Source organism: Chitinibacter sp. GC72 (genome assembly GCF_009760905.1).
In the GTDB taxonomy this organism is placed as follows: Bacteria; Pseudomonadota; Gammaproteobacteria; order Burkholderiales; family Chitinibacteraceae; genus Chitinibacter.
On sequence record NZ_VIRW01000004.1, the window covers coordinates 125,518 to 141,728 of the forward strand.

Here is a 16,211-nt window from a genome sequence, read left to right on the forward strand (position 1 = left end):
GTGGCTATTTTTGCTGGATTATTTACAAATATTTCAAAATTATTTAATTTTGACTTTCAAATTATATGGATAGTAGTAAGTTAAATTTGAGTACGCGTCCCAGACCTTGGACAATGCCGGAATAAAAATGACAACAAAAGTCAGTTTCGGTAAATAACTCTAGGGAAGGGTTAATGAAGATCATTGCACCTCACTATCTGGCGCTGCTGATGGCCGCCAGTGCTTTGCCAGCCGCTGCGGCGGTTTGTCCGGCCAGCTGGCAGGCAGGAACAACTTATCTGGCTGGGCATGCTGCCAGCCATCAGGGCTATGAATACCGGGCGAAATGGTGGACGCTGGGCGAAAACCCCAGCCAGAACGCCAGCACAGGCCAAGTCTGGCAGCTGATCGGCGCATGCGAGGCGAGTATACCTAGTCCAAGTATCACGCCAAAAGCCACGCTAAGTATTGCGCCGAAAGCAATACCCTTAACACCTACGCCTTCTTCTACGGCGTCGCCAACGCCATCAGCCTCACCGGCGCCCTCTGCCAGCCCAACGCCACGGCCTAGCCCATCGCCCAGCCCTGTCGTGACGGCGAGCCCGACGTCGAATTCGTCCAATGCCTGCCAGCCCGAGTGGCGCAGCCAGACGGCCTATGTGGCCAAGCAAACGGTGAGCTATCAGGGCGTGAATTATCAGGCCAAATGGTGGACGCAAGGCAATTCGCCCGACACCCAGCACGGTGAAGGCAAGCCGTGGCAAAAACTGGATCAATGCGCCACTTCGCCTATCGCTTGTCCGACCCCGAGCAACACCCCCACAAGTACACCGCAAACCTCGCCAACGCCAGCATCAACGACACCGGTACCAAAGACACCCGCACCGACCACACCGGCACCGACCACACCGGCACCGAGCCCAACTCCGGCCGTAACGCCGACCCCGCCAGCAGGCAATACGCCAAATGATCTATTGATCAATGAAGTGGCCGCCGACCAGTATGGCAGCGGCAGCTGGTATGAAATTTACAACCCGACCGAGCGCGCCATCTCGCTGAACGACGTCAGCCTGCGCACGCTGGGCAAGCCCGGTGGCTGGGTGAAAACCTGGCCGCTCAGCGGCTCGATTGCGGCCAAATCCTATCTGGTTATTGTGGGCAATACCGACAATTTCACGCCGAAAAAAACCAGCCAGTCGCAATACATCGGCAGCGATCAGGATTACCCGGTCTGGAGCAATACCGATGGCTCAATCGAGCTGGTTCGCAATAATCAGACCATTGATTTTGTCCGCTTTGGCGCCAATAGCATCAACCCGCTGAGCGCCAGCCACTGGCAAGGCGGCAATGTGGCGTCGATCAGCGGCAATGGGGGGTATTCGCTGGTACGCTATTACACACAAAGCCTGGACAGCAATACTGCCAGTGATTGGCGACTGGTGCCGTTTGGTACGCCAGCCGGGCGCAATGATGTGGATAGCAATGCCAGCGACGAAGACCGCGATGGCATTCCCAGCAGCGCCAAACGGCCGGGCGGCACTTACGCCGGACTCGATCTGTACGCCATGGGCGCCCGCGCTGGGCGGCCGACCATTCTGCTGCATGTGGACTGGATGACGCCGGGTACCGACGAAGGCCTGACGCCGCGCAAAGAAGCGCTGCGCATGGTTCAGGCCGCGTTTGCCCGCCGCGGGATCGATCTGCTGATCGACACCGGCCAGCTGTATAGCGCCAGCTTTAGCCCAGCTGATTTCAATCTGGGCAATGGTAAGGAAGTCCCGTTTGCCCGCTGCGTTACGCTGTATCGCAATCCCGATTGTGCCGACGTGATGGCCTACAAAAACGACAGCATGGACGTGCGCCGCCGCCTGATTTTTCACTACATGCTGATGGGCAGCACGCAAAACACCAATGGCTACGGCGGCTCGTCAGGGCTGGCCGAAATCAATGGCAATGATCTGCTGGTGACGCTGGGCTTCTGGGGACTAACAAGCAGCAGCGCAGAAAATCTGTACCGGCTGATCAACTTTCAGGCTGGCACCATCATGCACGAGCTGGGCCACAATCTGGGGCTAAGCCACGGCGGCAACGAAGGGCTGAATAACAAGCTCAATTACCTGAGCGTGATGAATTACGCCTACCAGCTCGACGGCGTACCGAGCGATCCAAGAGGCAGCAGCACCAGCGAACACGTGTATTTCCGCCTGAATCATCAAGGCAAAGCCACGCCGGGACGCGCACCCAATAGCTACAATGTGTGCGATTTACTCGATGGCCCCTGCGGCAACCGCTTTGTGATTGATTATTCCGACGGCAGCAGTGCACCGCTGAATGAAACCGCGCTCAACGAAAGCCAGATGCTGGGCCGGGGCAGTAGCGGCGGCGCGTATGCCGACTGGAATGCCAACTTCAGCCAGGATAGTGCTGCGGTGAGCTACGACAGCAATGGCGACGGCCAGCTGCAAACCCAGCTCAACGACTACAACGACTGGGCGCAGATCCAGCTGGCCTTTGCCAATGTGGGCTATAGCGTAATGCGCAGCGCGCAGGACGAGAGCAGCAATTCACGACCACAGCGTCAGCTGATCGAGCAGCCAAGCGAAGTGGCCAAAGAAAGCCCGCCACCGGCTTATCTGCTGCCACGGTAAGCAGATTAAATTTTGGGGCAATAAATGGTGCCCGGATGTTGCGTTTATCCTTGCGCTTCACAATGGCGGGTATTGTGCCCGCCATTGTGTTTTTCTGCGTGCAGAGCCCCACAGCGCATGGTGTTGCCCGACATTGTCCTCAAAAAGCGATAGTCCATAGTCTGCGTTTCTCGCTACAGATCTGCCCCAAAACCAACTGGCTTTTACTGTGCTACAAATTGCCGTTGTACTCGCTCGAACAAAAATCTACCAATCAGTTTTCTTTTTTTACTAAAAAGTACTATATTTACTTCTCGGTAGCTTTGATTCATCAGTGCAATTTAGAAAGTGACGGTATTTCCTTACACAGCCGGAGAATAATCATGATCAAACTCAGTAAATGGTTGCTTGTCGTTGCTGCAAGCGCTGGTCTTGTGGCCTGTGGCGGCGGGAGTGATCCTGTGCATGTTCCTGAGCAAGCGCAGCTGCGCGTCGTCCACGCATCACCTGATGCGCCAAATGTTGATGTCTATGCAGCAGGGGCAAAAGCATTAAGTAATGTGCCGTATAAAGCCGCTAGCGGTTTGCTCACCGTGAATGCTGGTGATCTGCCTGTTAAAGTAACGCCCGCCGGTAGTGATGCTGGTGTGATCAGTGCAACGCTTAAATTGGCGAAAGACACCTTAACAACCGTTATCGCCGTGAATGAAGTAGCCAAAATCGAACCCCTGGTCATTACCGAGAGCACGGCCAAACCCGCCGCTGGTCAAGCCCGTCTACGAGTTGTGCATGCTGCAGCTACAGCACCTGCCGTTGATGTCTATGTGACTGCACCCGGAGCTGATCTGGCCAGCACTACAGCCACATTAAGCAATGTGGCATTCAAAGCCTTTTCCGGCGGGCTTGAAGTACCAGCAGCGGATTATCGCGTACGTGTGACGCCTGCAGGCAGCAAAACTGTCGTGTTTGATTCCGGTACACTACCAGTGCCAGCAGGTGCCGATCTGCTTGCGGTGGCAGTGCCACAAGCTAACGGCAGCTCGCCAATCAGCGTGTTGCTCATCAACCGTGAAGCCACTGCAAATGTGAGCGAAGTGAATGATGTGAATGCCAAACTGCGGGTTGTTCATGCCTCACCGAATGCGCCTGCGGTTGATGTGTTGGCCAACGGCAGTGCCATTCTAAGTAATGTGCCATTCTTTACCGCGTCCAATTACCTGACGGTTGAAGCCAAGAAATACACCGTGGCACTCAATGCAGCGGGTACTGCTACTCAGGCACTGACCGCAGATTTAGCGCTGGATAAAGCCAATAACTACACAGTGTTTGCTGTGGGCCTGCTGGCTGGCAACCCTCCGTTGCAATATCTGGTCGCCAAAGATGATGCCAGCTTGCCACCCGCTGGCCAGATCAAGGTACGTGTTGTCCATGCCTCACCGAATGCGCCTGCGGTGGACGTGTATGCCAATGATGCTTTGGTGATGAGTAATGTGTCCTTCCTGGCTGCAGGTGCTTATCTGAAAGTACCAGCAGGCAATTATGTATTTAAATTGCGTGTTGCTGGTGCTGCAGCCACTTCGGCTCCTGCATTTACTTCACCCGCAGTAAGTACTAGCGCCGGAAAAATCTACACGGTTGTTGCGCGTGGTCTGCTGCCAAATGGCACTGGCGATAGCAGTAAAGACTTTACTCTGACTGTATTGAACGATAATTAAGATCGACTCATGAATAAAACAAAAGCCGCATCTGCGGCTTTTGTTTTATTCAGACTGAGAAATTTATACAGCCGCTACAGCATCGGCCGCCCATTTTTTCAGCGTGACATAATCGGTTTTGCCGGTGCCTAGCAGCGGAATCGCGTCAACTACGCGAATTTCGCGTGGTACGGCGAGTTCGGGTGCGCCGATCTCGCGTGCGGCGGCTAATAAATGCTCGCGGCTTAAGTCGGGCTGCGTGGTGAACAGTACAATCGCCTCGCCCTTGGCCTCATCAGGCCGCGAGCTGGCTGAATGCATCAACTCCGGTGCAGCTTTGCGGGCAATGGCCTCGACGACTTCGAGCGAAATCATTTCACCGGCGATTTTGGCAAAGCGTTTGGCGCGGCCTTGAATCGTGATATAGCCGTCGATATCCAGCTTCACAATATCGCCAGTGTCGTACCACGCCACGCCGTCTTCCAGCGGCAAAGCTTCGAGCTGGCCCGGCTTTTCATAGCGCAAATAGCCCTTCATCACATTCGGCCCGCTGACCCATAATTGCCCGCCTTCGGGTACACCCGGGATGGGTATTAGCTTGTGGCGCATGCCCGGCGTGAGCTGGCCGACCGTACCCAGCCTGCTGGCCATGGGCACATTCACCGCCACGACCGGCGCACATTCGGTGACGCCGTAGCCTTCCAGAATGCGGATGCCAAATTTTTCGATATAGGTTTTGCGTACCACTTCACTGAGTTTTTCCGCGCCAGCCACTACATAGCGCAGGCGGCCGAAATCGTAGGGGTGGGCGTATTTGGCGTAATTGCCAAGGAAGGTGCTGGTGCCAAACAGTACCGAGCAGCCGCGATCGTAAACAATCTCGGGGATGATGCGGTAGTGCAGCGGCGTCGGATAGAGAAAGATCGGCACGCCGGTGACCAGCGGCAAAATCGCACAGGCGGTGAGGCCAAAGCTGTGAAACAGCGGCAGCGCGACCATGAATTTATCACGCGGCGTGAAGTCAGCCAGTGCACGGATTTGTGCCACATTGGCCAAAATCGAATTGTGGCTGTGCACTACGCCTTTGGGTTTTCCTTCCGAGCCCGAGGTAAACAAAATCACCGCCGCATCATCGGGTGATTGTTTGCTGGCAAAGCTACTCGGGCGCAGCAGGCCGAGCAGAACTAATAATTTGTCGCCCAGCCCGATTAGTGGACGCAAATCTTCCAGATATAGCACCTGAATATTGGGCAGATTCTCAATCAGGCTTTCCAGCTTGCCTTTGGCAATAAACGCCCGCGAAGTGACGATGGTTTTGATATTCGCCGCAATACACGCCGCCAATATGCCTTCGCGACCCGCGCTGTAATTGAGCATGGCGGGTATACGTGCCCTCGCACTGAGCGCAAAAAACAGCGCCAGCGTTGGCGTGGTATTGGGCAGCAGCACGCCAACGGCTTCCTGCGGCGTGAAAATTTTATCCACAATGCGCGACAGACCCAGGATCTTTTTGGTCAGGCTGCCATAGCTTTCTTCGTTTTGCGAAATATCTTCCACCACGCTAAACGCGCTGCCAAAGGCAATCTGCGCATCCAGATAGGCGCGATATAGAGTGCGTTCGGGGCGAGTGGCCACCAGCATTTCCAGCAAAATATCGCGCATCAGCTGGCCCGCTTTGCGGCGGCGCTCTTTGGCGGACGGCAAATCCGGCATCGCAATATTGCGGCGGCCGAGCACTTGCAGGCTGATTTTCGGAAACAGCGTGCGCGGATAAATGCCGCCGAGACGGCTAAAAAAAGTGCGCGAAGCGCCAGAGATCCGCACCGGCACAATCGTTGCGCCGGTGCGCGCCGCCGCAAAGGCCGCGCCATCGTAAACCTTCATCAGCGAGCCGGTGGTGGTGATGCGCCCTTCGGGGAAAATGACGACGGGTTTGCCGGCTTCGAGCAAACGCACCACCGCCTTGATCGCCAGCGGGTTAGTCGGATCAACCGCCAGAAAGTCGGTCAGACTGAGAAACAGCCGGAAAAACCAGTTTTCTGCCACCTTGGTATGCACGACAAAAGTGGCATCAATCGGCAAATGCGCCGCCAGAAAAATACCATCGAGGAATGACTCATGGTTGGCCACAATCAGCGTGCGCGGGTTGTGAAACACGCTGAAATCGCCCTTGATCGTCAGCCGGTAAAGTACGCGAAACAGGGTTTTCATGGTGGTGCGGAACAGGTCTTTGAGCATGGCATCTACTGTGGCTGTCAACTTGATGCCATATCTTATCAGACCGTTGAAAGACTACGCTTGAGGTCAGCGTTCAAAATGGCGCAAATCCTAATTTGCGCTCGATAAAGCCCGGAGTTATTCCATTCAATGCCTTTGTATTTGTGCCTTTTCGCTGTTTGGCGACAAAAAAGCCGGTAATAGCGCCTAGGTGCTGCAATGGCTTGGGTATAATGAGCACTAAGAAAAGCTGCGACCAATACCTAATATGGGTATTGCTGTGCAAGTCTCAACCAATATGACCTTCAGGTGAATACATCATGGCAAAAATGCTGGATCAAGCGCTAAGCGATGAGGAACTCGATCAGCTCGATCAGTTTTTATACTCGGATGCCGTCGGTAAGGACGCAATGTCCCTGTCCATGTTGCATGGTTACCTCACCGCGATTCTGGTTGGCCCGGCGCAAGTGATGCCGACCGAATGGATGGGGCAGATCTGGGACAAGCCCGAGGCCGTGATTTTTGCGCTGCCCGAAGCCGATGCAATCATTGATCTGGTGATGCGCCTCTACAACCAGATCGCCGATGAGCTGGCGCAAGACCCGCCGGTCTACGAGCCTTTGCTGTACTGGGAAGACGATAGCGAACAGCATTCCAGCATCGAAGAATGGAGCCTGGGCTTCTGTTTTGGCGCGGGTCTGGCCGAAGAAGAATGGCAGCCGCTGCTCGATGAAGAAGAAGGCCAGTTTATGTTTATGGCCATCATGAGCGGCTCGGACGATGAAATGCGCGCCGATATGGAGCGCGAGGGCATTAATCTGGTTCAGCACGATAATGAAATCGCCGAGCAGCTGCCGGAAATGGTGCTCGAAATCCGCGACTTTTTCCGCAACCGTCAAATCAGCGAAGGCAGCAAGCACCGCCTGCATTGATCTGCAAATCAATTTGCACCAAGCCGATGGCCATGAAGCGATTCATGGCCATTTTTTCGTTTATAGCGCGCCAGCGCCATCAGCACTGTCGGGTGCGGTATACGGCGTGAACAGCAGGCAATGTCCCTCGCGGCGGCCGCGTAAAACGCGCTGGCAGCAACCGTGATACTCAATATCCTGGCAGCCATAAAAAGCCGAAAAGCGCAGCTGGTAATCAATTTTGACCGCCTGCCGATCCAGCGTGACGGCGGTGATGATGATCTCGTCAAGCTGCGCCAGCTCATCATAATCGCTGACGTCCAGATCCATCGCAGCGCGCAGTATCTCGAGCTGGCTGGTGATATAGGCCTGATTGACTTGTGTGGCCTGACCGTCGCCAGCTGAAGGTAGCTGCAGGCAAATGCTCTGACTCATGATGAGGTGCCGGAAAATCCTTGGGGGCCATATCGTCGCATAGATTCGGCCAGCCACTGCGGATCACCAGCAGAAAAACACCTAGGCCTGCGCGTGGCGCTTTGATCGGGTAAAATGGCGTTTTGATTTTGACTAACGGCGACGCTTCGCCGTGCAAGGATATTTATGAGCCTCAAGTGTGGCATCGTCGGCTTGCCGAATGTGGGTAAATCCACGCTGTTTAACGCTTTGACCAAAGCCGGTATCGAAGCGTCCAACTATCCGTTTTGTACCATCGAGCCGAACGTCGGCATCGTTGAAGTACCCGATCAGCGCCTTGGCCAGCTGGCGGCGATTATCAACCCGCAAAAAATCCAGCCTGCGATTGTCGAGTTTGTCGATATTGCTGGCCTCGTTGCTGGCGCGTCAAAAGGCGAAGGCCTGGGTAATCAGTTTCTGGCCAATATCCGCGAAACCGACGCGATTGTGAATGTCGTGCGTTGCTTTGAAAACGACAACATCATCCACGTTGCTGGTCGCGTAGACCCAATCGACGACATTATCGTCATCGGGACCGAGCTGGCGTTGGCCGACATGACCACTGTAGAAAAAGCCATCCAGCGCGACGGCAAGAAAGCGCGTTCGGGCGATAAAGACGCATTGGCCACGGTGGCCGTATTGGAAAAACTGCTGCCGCATTTGAACGAAGGCAAACCAGCGCGTTCCGCTGGCCTGACTGACGAAGAAAAGCTGGCGATCAAATCGCTGTGCCTGCTAACGATCAAACCGGCGATGTACGTTGCCAACGTCGCTGAAGACGGCTTTGACAACAATCCGCTGCTCGATAAAGTAACCGCCCACGCCAAAGCTGAAGGCGCGCCAGTTGTTGCGGTGTGTGCAGCCATCGAATCGGAAATCGCCGAGCTGGACGACGCTGACAAAGCCGAGTTTCTGGAGTCGATTGGTCAGGAAGAGCCAGGTCTGGATCGTCTGATCCGCGCTGGCTACGATTTGCTGGGCCTGCAAACCTACTTCACCGCAGGCGTAAAAGAAGTGCGCGCGTGGACAATTCACAAAGGCGACACCGCACCGCAAGCCGCCGGCGTAATCCACACCGACTTCGAACGCGGCTTTATCCGCGCGCAGACCATCGCGTTTGACGATTTCATCCAGTACAAGGGTGAACAAGGCGCCAAAGAAGCCGGCAAAATGCGCGCCGAGGGCAAGGAATACGTCGTGAAAGACGGCGACGTACTTAATTTCCTCTTCAATGTGTAATTTTTGTGGTGGCTGAATCAGCTGCTGTGCCACCCGCGATGAGACTTGTCATTCGGGTGTAACATTAACGTCATATTATCAAGGACAGAACAATGAGCCGCACTGTTAACTGTGTCAAACTGGGTCGTGAAGCGGAAGGTCTGGATTTTCCGCCTGTTCCGGGCGAGTTGGGCAAGAAAATTTACGACAACGTGTCGAAAGAAGCATGGCAAGCCTGGGTGAAACACCAGACCATGCTGATCAATGAAAACCGTCTGAGCCTGGCTGATCCAAGCGCACGCAAGTATTTGCAGCAGCAGCTGGAAAATTATTTCTGGGGTGCTGGTGCTGATTCGATTCAGGGCTTTGTTCCGCAGTAATACAGTAATGATTCAGGCCGCATAATGCGGCCTGATGTGTCTTTAGAATCCAGAAAGAGCGATGTGATGACGTACAAACCTGCCGACAATCAATTGATGCTCAATCGTGAATTGGGCTTGCTGGAGTTCAACCGTCGGGTGCTAGCGCAAGCCGAAGATGCCCGCAATCCTTTGCTGGAGCGATTGAAGTTTCTATGTATTGTGTCGAGCAATCTCGATGAGTTTTTCGAGGTACGCATTGCCTGGCTCAAAGAAAATATGCGCCATAACCCGACGCGGCTGCTGCCCGAAGGGCTGACGCCGCATCAGGCGTTTGATCTGGTGTGCATCGAGGCGCACGATCTGGTCGAGCGCAAATACCGCGTCTTGCGCGAAACGATTTTCCCAGCGATGGAAGAAGAGGGGATTTTCTTCTTCCGTCGCAGCTTGTGGACCGAGGCGCAGCGCGAATGGGTGCGCAATTATTTCTTCCGCGAGCTGATGCCGATTCTGACGCCAATCGGGCTCGATCCGTCGCATCCCTTCCCGCGCCTGTCGAATAAAATCCTGAACTTTGTTGTCGAGCTGGAAGGTCGTGATGCCTTTGGCCGCAATTCGGGCATTGCGATTGTGCAAGCGCCGCGTATTCTGCCGCGCTTTGTCAAAATGCCAGCCGAGATTGCCGGTACCGAGCATGGCTTTGTGTTCCTGTCGTCGATCATGCACGCGCATATTGATGAGCTGTTTGCTGGCATGCATGTGCTGGGCTGCTACCAGTTCCGCGTGACGCGCGATTCGGATGTTTCGGTGGATGACGAAGACGTGAAAGACCTGCGCGCAGCCATTCAGGGCGAGTTGTCGCAGCGCCCGTATGGCGATGCGGTGCGCCTTGAAGTAGCCGACAACTGCCCGAAACATGTGCAGGACTTTTTGTCGCAGCAATTTGGTCTGACCGACGCCGACGTGTATCGCGTCAATGGCCCGGTCAATATGGTGCGCCTGATGCAGGTGCCCGATCAGGTTGACCGGCCTGATTTGAAATACCCACCGTTTATGCCCGGCATTCCGCCCGAGCTGCGCAAGCAGGCCGACTATTTCTCGGCCATTCGGCAGGGCGATATTTTGCTGCACCACCCGTACCAGAGCTTTACCCCGGTGGTTGATTTTCTGCAGCAAGCCGCACGTGATCCTGCCGTAGTGGCGATCAAGATGACCATTTACCGTACCGGCGCAGAATCCACGCTGATGGATGCACTGCAGGAAGCGGCTGCGCGTGGCAAGGAAGTCACCGTGGTGGTCGAGCTGATGGCGCGCTTTGACGAAGAAGCCAATATCAACTGGGCGGCCAAACTCGAACGCGCTGGCGCGCACGTGGTGTATGGCGTGTACGGCTATAAAACCCACGCCAAAATGCTGCTGGTGGTTCGCCGCGAAGAAGGCCAGCTCAAGCGCTACGCGCACGTTGGCACTGGCAATTACCACCCGCGTACCGCCAAGCTCTACACCGACTTTGGCATTTTCACGGCCAACCGTGAAATGACCAGCGACGTGAACGATGTCTTTATGCAGCTCACCGGCCTGGGGCTGGCGGGTGATCATCATCAGCTCTGGCAAGCGCCATTTACGCTGCACAGCAATTTTATCGCCGCGATTGACCGCGAAATTACCCATGCCAAAGAAGGCAAAAAAGCGGTGATCATCGCCAAAATGAACGCGCTGCTGGAGCCGTCGATCATCGACAAGCTGTATGAAGCGTCGGGTGCTGGCGTGACCATTCACCTGATCGTGCGCGGTGTGTGCGCACTGCGCCCGGGCTTGCCGGGTATTTCGGAAAACATCCGCGTGCGCTCGATTGTGGGCCGTTTCCTTGAGCATCACCGCGTGTATTACTTCTTTAACGATGGCGCCGAAGACGTGTATCTGTCGAGTGCCGACTGGATGGGGCGCAATCTGTTCCGCCGCATCGAAATTGCCTTCCCGGTGCTCAGCCCGAAAGTGAAGCGCCGCGTGATCCGCGAGAGCCTAAGACCATTTCTGGTGGATAACACGCAGGCGTGGGAAATGCTCTCTGACGGTCGATATCGCCGCAAAGTCGCACGCGGTGACAAGGTCCGCTCGGCACAAGGCTTAACACTGAGCGAGCTAAGCGCTGGTATCCGCACCTGATTGGCAGGGGTATTGCCTTGTAGGTAAGGTGAATATTCGGCTATAGCCCTATACATAATGGTGTATAGGGCTTTTTTATTGGCTGCCGATTTGAAAGATTAAATCATGCCGCTGGAATTTATGATGGTACTTGTCAATAAAACGTAACAATTAGCTGGTAACTTGATGGTCTGTAAGCGTGAATTTTCGCGCTTACTTGTAAGCCTGTTATGGATATCCCTAATTATCCGGGCAGGCGCGTGGATCATAATGTGGTACTAGATTGAACAAGAGGCAATACCAATGGCTGAAGTGAAGGAACAAAATCCAACAAAGACAACCCCTGCAGAGGCCAAGAAGCAGCAACAAAAACCGTTGGCTGAACGGTTGGCAGGGCAAAAGCCGTTTGAATGGATCAAGGTGGATAGCAAGACTGAACAGAAATAAACCCGCAATAAAAAAGGCTGCCTCGGCAGCCTTTTTTGCGTCAGTAGATTTACTTCAGTGCCAGCGCCAGACTGGCGCGATAGTGCTGCGCGGCTTCGTCGGCGCGCTCCAGCTGCGTGAGCAATTCGGCCAGCTCGGCGTGTGCAATCGCGCTGGGGCTCACGGCAATGCTGGCTTCAAAATAGCTTTGCGCCTTGCCCCAGAGCTCGCGTTTGCGGCACAAGCGGCCCAGCGTCAGCAGCAGCAGCTCGTCGCGTGGATGCGATTTAAGCCAGTTTTCGGCTTGCTGCAATTGCGCCATTTGCTGCGGCAAATCCAGCGCCAGCTGGCTATATGGCATCAGTAACTCGGGGTGCCAGTTGGCTTCCAGCGCTTTTTCCAGCGTTTCCTTGGCCTGCAATTGCGCATCCTGAGCGATATAGCGCTGAGCTGCGGCCAGCGCCAGCTGCGGGTGATGCTGTTCGCTACCCGGCAGTTTTTTCCACCAGTCTTTCAATTCCAGCGGTGTCATCGGGTGCTGCCTTAGCAATTGCAATTGCGCTGCCACGCGGATATGGCCTGCCTGTTCGGCATCCAGCGCATCGGTTTTGCTCAGCTGCTCGACCAGTTTGAGTACCGCTTCTGGGTTTTGCTCGCGCTGGCGCAGGCGCAATTCCAGCTTCATCGCGTGCGTTAGCTTGGGCGCCAGCTCGCGCGCAGCGCTGATATTCTGCCCTGCTTCGACAAAGCGGCGCTCGTCGAGCAGCAGTTCGCCGCAAGTCATCAGCGTAGCCAGATGGCCATCGCCCAGACGATCTTTGAGCTGCTGCAGCAAGGTATCGCGCTGGGCAAAATCGCGCATGGCGTGGGCGGCGCGGGCGGCGAGCAGGCCATTGACGGCAAAGGTATCATCCTCGCCAATCCGGGCACTGGCTTGCATGGCTTCGCTGGCCAGCCGGGCTGCACGCTGAAAGCGTCCTTCAAAAAAGGCAATGCGCGCGTCACGCTCCAGCTTGACCGAGGCTTCCCGCGCCTGATTGGCCTGATAGCGGCGCACGCGCTGCGGCAGGCCGGCAATTTCAACCAACATTTGCAGCAGCAAATACAGCGCAATCACGCTGGCAATCAGCAACACAATAAACACATTCAGCGAGATTTCCATGCGCCATGGCGGCAGGAAAATCAGGGCATAGCCGGTATTGAGCTGGGCAAACAGCGTCATGCCGACTGCGACCGAGAACAGGCCGATAATCCAGAGCAGTGCTTTCATGGTTTCACCCTTTCTGCCGTTGTGCGAGCGCTGCGCACGGCGGTCAGGCTGGCAGACAGATCAGGTACGGCCACGCTCAATTGCTGGTCTTCCAGCTGTTTGAGCACCTGCAAAGCGCCCTGGGTGGCGGGCATGTGTACGTCGAAATAATCGTTCAGATAGCGCTGGATGGCACTAATGTCGGTGCGGAAAGCTGATTCGTTGCGCTGTAGTACCGACGAGCGAGCACTCAGCAGGCGCAGCTTGATGTTTTCGCGCAGGAAAAAAGCCTGCTCGGGCGTCAGCAACGCCGCTTCGGGTTTATCCATGCGGCGAATCTGGATCAATTGCTTGAATTCATGCCACAGCTCGGCGATCAGCTGTTGCGCCGTATTGTGCGTCTCGGTATTGGGCGTGTGTTTTTTCGGCGTGTCGTGGCCTTCGTCGATCAGCAGCGGCAGCTTGTCGATTTTGCTGATCAGGCTGTCGAGCTTGGCGGTAACGCCAACCACGTCCAGATACGGCGTGGCTTTCAGCGCATCCATATCGCGGGTCACTGCCTGACGCACGCTGATCAGCTCGGGGCGATTAAGCCGCGAGAGCTGCTGGTCGATGCTGGTCAGCCCGGTGAGTGCCAGATTCACATCGCCTGACAATTGCAATTGCTGGCTGGCAAAGGTGAGCATTTGTTCCAGCTCGGCCAGCGTATGTACTGATTCGGTGCGCGTCAGCATATCGTACATGCCGGTGAGCGCCTCCTGGCGGCTTTCCGATTCGGCCAGCTTGCCGGCCTGGGTTTCTACCTGCACCTGCAATTGCTGCTGGATTTGCGCCATCTGGGCCTGATTGCTGCGCAACTCGTTTTGCAGTTTCTGGTTGCTGCCCAGCTGGCTGGCCAGATCGGCCTTGAGCTGCTCCATGGCATTTTGCTGGTATAGCCAGACGCCACCACTAGAGAGTATAGCCACCAAAGCCAGTACCAGCGCGGGCTGTGGCATGGTACGGCGCTGGGGTACTTGCAGTGCAGCGGAGAGTGAATCAGAGTTGTTTTCTTGGGTCATGAGCTTTTTTACCTGGCCGGTGAAAAACGAAGCGAAAATCCTGTCAGTACTTCAAAAGTTGTCGAGCATGGCGCGGCAATGGCGCACGCAACTTTTGCTTTTCATCTGGCAGATCCATCGTGCTGATCTGCAGCATTCAGTTCGGCGCAAAGTAGCGGCAAATCGAACGGGTGATGCCTGCGTCGCCCGCTTCGGTCAGCTGCGTCTGCACGGCACCAAGCGCTTGCAGCGCGCTGATAATGCGTGGATGCGGCGCGAAATATGGTACTGATTGTAGCCTGTGCCGCGTTTGCTCTCCACCTAAGGCGAACAAGTGTTGTGCGGCTTCCGAGCTGGAGATGATTAAACCATCACAGCCGCGATCAAGCTGTGTCAATAATTCGCTTGCACTCCAGCGCGGGCCCAGCCGCTGGTAGCTGCTGATCAGCTCGACGCTGGCTCCGGCGGCCTGTAGTGCTGCGGGCAAAATATCACGCCCGCCCTGACCCCGGAAAATCACGATGCGCTGGCCTGCCAGCTGTGGCATCTGCGGCCTGCGTAGCTGTTCCAGCAAGCCCTCGCTATCAAATTGCGTGCTTGGGCAGATAATCTGGCTGATACCCAGCTCGGCGGCGCGTTGGGCGCTACCGGGGCCGACCACGGCCACGGGCAGCGCTGGCCAGCCCGATGTCAATTCGGCAAACACCGCTTCAATCGCCGAGGGGCTGATGAAAATGGCCAGATCGTAATCGGCCAGTCGCGCCAGCGCATCGCGCAGCGGTGCGGCGTCCTGCGGCAGGGCGATTTCCAATAGCGGAAATTGCAGCACGTCTGCGCCTTGTTCGGCGAGCGCAGCGCTCAGGGCTGCGGCTTGCGCAGCCGGGCGCGTCACCCACAAACGGCGCGATGCCAGCGGCGGCATGGCGAAATCAGTCATGCGCCAGCTGGTGCAGAATCTCGCGCGCGCCTTCGGTACACAGCAAATCGGCCACCGTGCGGCCCAGTCCATCGGCGGCGGCAAACGAGCCATTCGATTCTGCGCTTACCACTTGCGAGCCATCCGGCAGCGCAATCAGCCCGCGCAAGCGCAAAAAGCCATCATCGCTGGTCGCGTAGGCAGCCAGCGGAATCTGGCACGAGCCATTGAGGCGGCGCGAGAGTGCGCGCTCGGCGGTGACTGCCGCTGCGGTGGCGGCGTGATTGAAAGGGGCCAGCAGCGCGGCCAGATCGCTACGCTCGCTGCGAATTTCCAGCCCCAGTGCGCCTTGCCCCGGTGCGGGCAGGCTGACTTCTGGGGACAATTCGCAGCGGATACGATCGCCCAGTCCCAAGCGTTTGAGCCCGGCGGCAGCGAGAATAATCGCGTCAAATTCGCCATCGTCGAGCTTGCGCAAGCGGGTATTCACATTGCCGCGCAGCGGCTTGATGGTGAGATGCGGGTAGCGCATGCGCAGCTGGCTTTCGCGGCGCAAGCTTGCGGTGCCGACAATGGCGCCCTCCGGCAATTCATCGAGATTGGCATACTTGGCGGAAACAAAAGCGTCGCGCGGATCCTCGCGTTCGCCAATTGCGGCAATGCTAAAGCCTTCGGGCAGCACCATCGGGACGTCTTTCATTGAGTGCACGGCCAGATCGGCGCGGCCATCCTGCAAGGCCTGCTCGAGTTCTTTGACAAACAGCCCTTTGCCACCGATTTTATTGAGCGTGACATCCAGAATGCGGTCGCCCTGCGTAGTCATGCCCAGTAGCTCAACCTGTAATTCTGGGTAAGTCGATTCCAGCCAGTTTTTGACAAAATGCGCCTGCCAGAGTGCCAGAGGACTTTCCCGAGTAGCAATTACGATTTTTCGTAAATGGTTGGATTCTGACATCGGGCACACCTCGGATTATGGG

At 55.9% G+C, this 16,211-nt stretch carries 13 protein-coding genes; 7 read left to right on the forward strand and 6 right to left on the reverse strand.

All coding sequences use genetic code 11. The features are described from left to right. Positions 1 to 173: 173 nt before the first annotated feature. Positions 174 to 2,627: a carbohydrate-binding protein gene (locus FLS37_RS05505; RefSeq protein ID WP_157314952.1), complete on the forward strand. Its 2,454-nt coding sequence runs from the start codon at positions 174 to 176 to the stop codon at positions 2,625 to 2,627. Positions 2,628 to 2,989: 362 nt separating this feature from the next. Continuing rightward, a complete protein-coding gene (locus FLS37_RS05510) occupies positions 2,990 to 4,321 on the forward strand; it encodes a DUF4397 domain-containing protein (protein WP_198314498.1) in 1,332 nt (443 codons plus the stop codon). Between the two features lie 63 nt (positions 4,322 to 4,384). Here FLS37_RS05510 and aas read toward each other — a convergent pair whose 3' ends face one another. Continuing rightward, a complete protein-coding gene (aas, locus tag FLS37_RS05515) occupies positions 4,385 to 6,559 on the reverse strand; it encodes a bifunctional acyl-ACP--phospholipid O-acyltransferase/long-chain-fatty-acid--ACP ligase (protein ID WP_232522500.1) in 2,175 nt (724 codons plus the stop codon). Positions 6,560 to 6,837: 278 nt separating this feature from the next. Between aas and FLS37_RS05520 the strand changes: the two genes are divergently transcribed. Next, positions 6,838 to 7,449: a YecA family protein gene (locus FLS37_RS05520; protein ID WP_157314954.1), complete on the forward strand. Its 612-nt coding sequence runs from the start codon at positions 6,838 to 6,840 to the stop codon at positions 7,447 to 7,449. Positions 7,450 to 7,509: 60 nt separating this feature from the next. Here the strand turns inward: FLS37_RS05520 and FLS37_RS05525 are convergent, their stop codons facing one another. After that, a complete protein-coding gene (locus FLS37_RS05525; protein ID WP_157314955.1) occupies positions 7,510 to 7,863 on the reverse strand; it encodes a hypothetical protein in 354 nt (117 codons plus the stop codon). A 165-nt stretch (positions 7,864 to 8,028) separates the two neighbouring features. On the opposite strand from FLS37_RS05525, the gene ychF reads away from it, so the two are divergent. The 4 genes from ychF (at position 8,029) to FLS37_RS05545 (ending at position 12,050) form a co-directional block, all read left to right on the forward strand. After that, the gene (gene ychF / locus FLS37_RS05530; protein WP_157314956.1) at positions 8,029 to 9,120 is read left to right on the forward strand and encodes a redox-regulated ATPase YchF; all 1,092 of its coding nucleotides are present in this window, start codon (positions 8,029 to 8,031) and stop codon (positions 9,118 to 9,120) included. A gap of 92 nt (positions 9,121 to 9,212) precedes the next feature. After that, positions 9,213 to 9,479, forward strand: coding sequence for an oxidative damage protection protein (locus tag FLS37_RS05535; RefSeq protein WP_157314957.1), 267 nt, complete (start codon positions 9,213 to 9,215; stop codon positions 9,477 to 9,479). Positions 9,480 to 9,503: 24 nt separating this feature from the next. Continuing rightward, positions 9,504 to 11,624: a polyphosphate kinase 1 gene (gene ppk1, locus FLS37_RS05540; protein ID WP_255446424.1), complete on the forward strand. Its 2,121-nt coding sequence runs from the start codon at positions 9,504 to 9,506 to the stop codon at positions 11,622 to 11,624. Positions 11,625 to 11,906: 282 nt separating this feature from the next. Continuing rightward, on the forward strand, positions 11,907 to 12,050 hold the full coding sequence (locus tag FLS37_RS05545; RefSeq protein ID WP_157314959.1) for a hypothetical protein: 144 nt from the start codon (positions 11,907 to 11,909) through the stop codon (positions 12,048 to 12,050). Between the two features lie 49 nt (positions 12,051 to 12,099). On the opposite strand, the gene FLS37_RS05550 is transcribed toward FLS37_RS05545, so the two are convergent. The 4 genes from FLS37_RS05550 to hemC form a co-directional block, all read right to left on the reverse strand. Beyond that, positions 12,100 to 13,299, reverse strand: a complete 1,200-nt coding sequence (locus FLS37_RS05550; protein WP_157314960.1) for a heme biosynthesis HemY N-terminal domain-containing protein — start codon at positions 13,297 to 13,299, stop codon at positions 12,100 to 12,102. Continuing rightward, a complete protein-coding gene (locus FLS37_RS05555; RefSeq protein WP_157314961.1) occupies positions 13,296 to 14,339 on the reverse strand; it encodes a uroporphyrinogen-III C-methyltransferase in 1,044 nt (347 codons plus the stop codon). The genes FLS37_RS05550 and FLS37_RS05555 overlap by 4 nt, the downstream gene beginning before the upstream one ends. 136 nt (positions 14,340 to 14,475) lie before the next feature. Beyond that, the gene (locus FLS37_RS05560; protein ID WP_157314963.1) at positions 14,476 to 15,255 is read right to left on the reverse strand and encodes a uroporphyrinogen-III synthase; all 780 of its coding nucleotides are present in this window, start codon (positions 15,253 to 15,255) and stop codon (positions 14,476 to 14,478) included. After that, complete coding sequence (gene hemC, locus FLS37_RS05565) at positions 15,248 to 16,189, reverse strand: hydroxymethylbilane synthase (protein WP_157314964.1); 942 nt, start codon at positions 16,187 to 16,189, stop codon at positions 15,248 to 15,250. Before hemC ends, FLS37_RS05560 begins: the two co-directional genes overlap by 8 nt. Between the last annotated feature and the right edge of the window lie 22 nt (positions 16,190 to 16,211).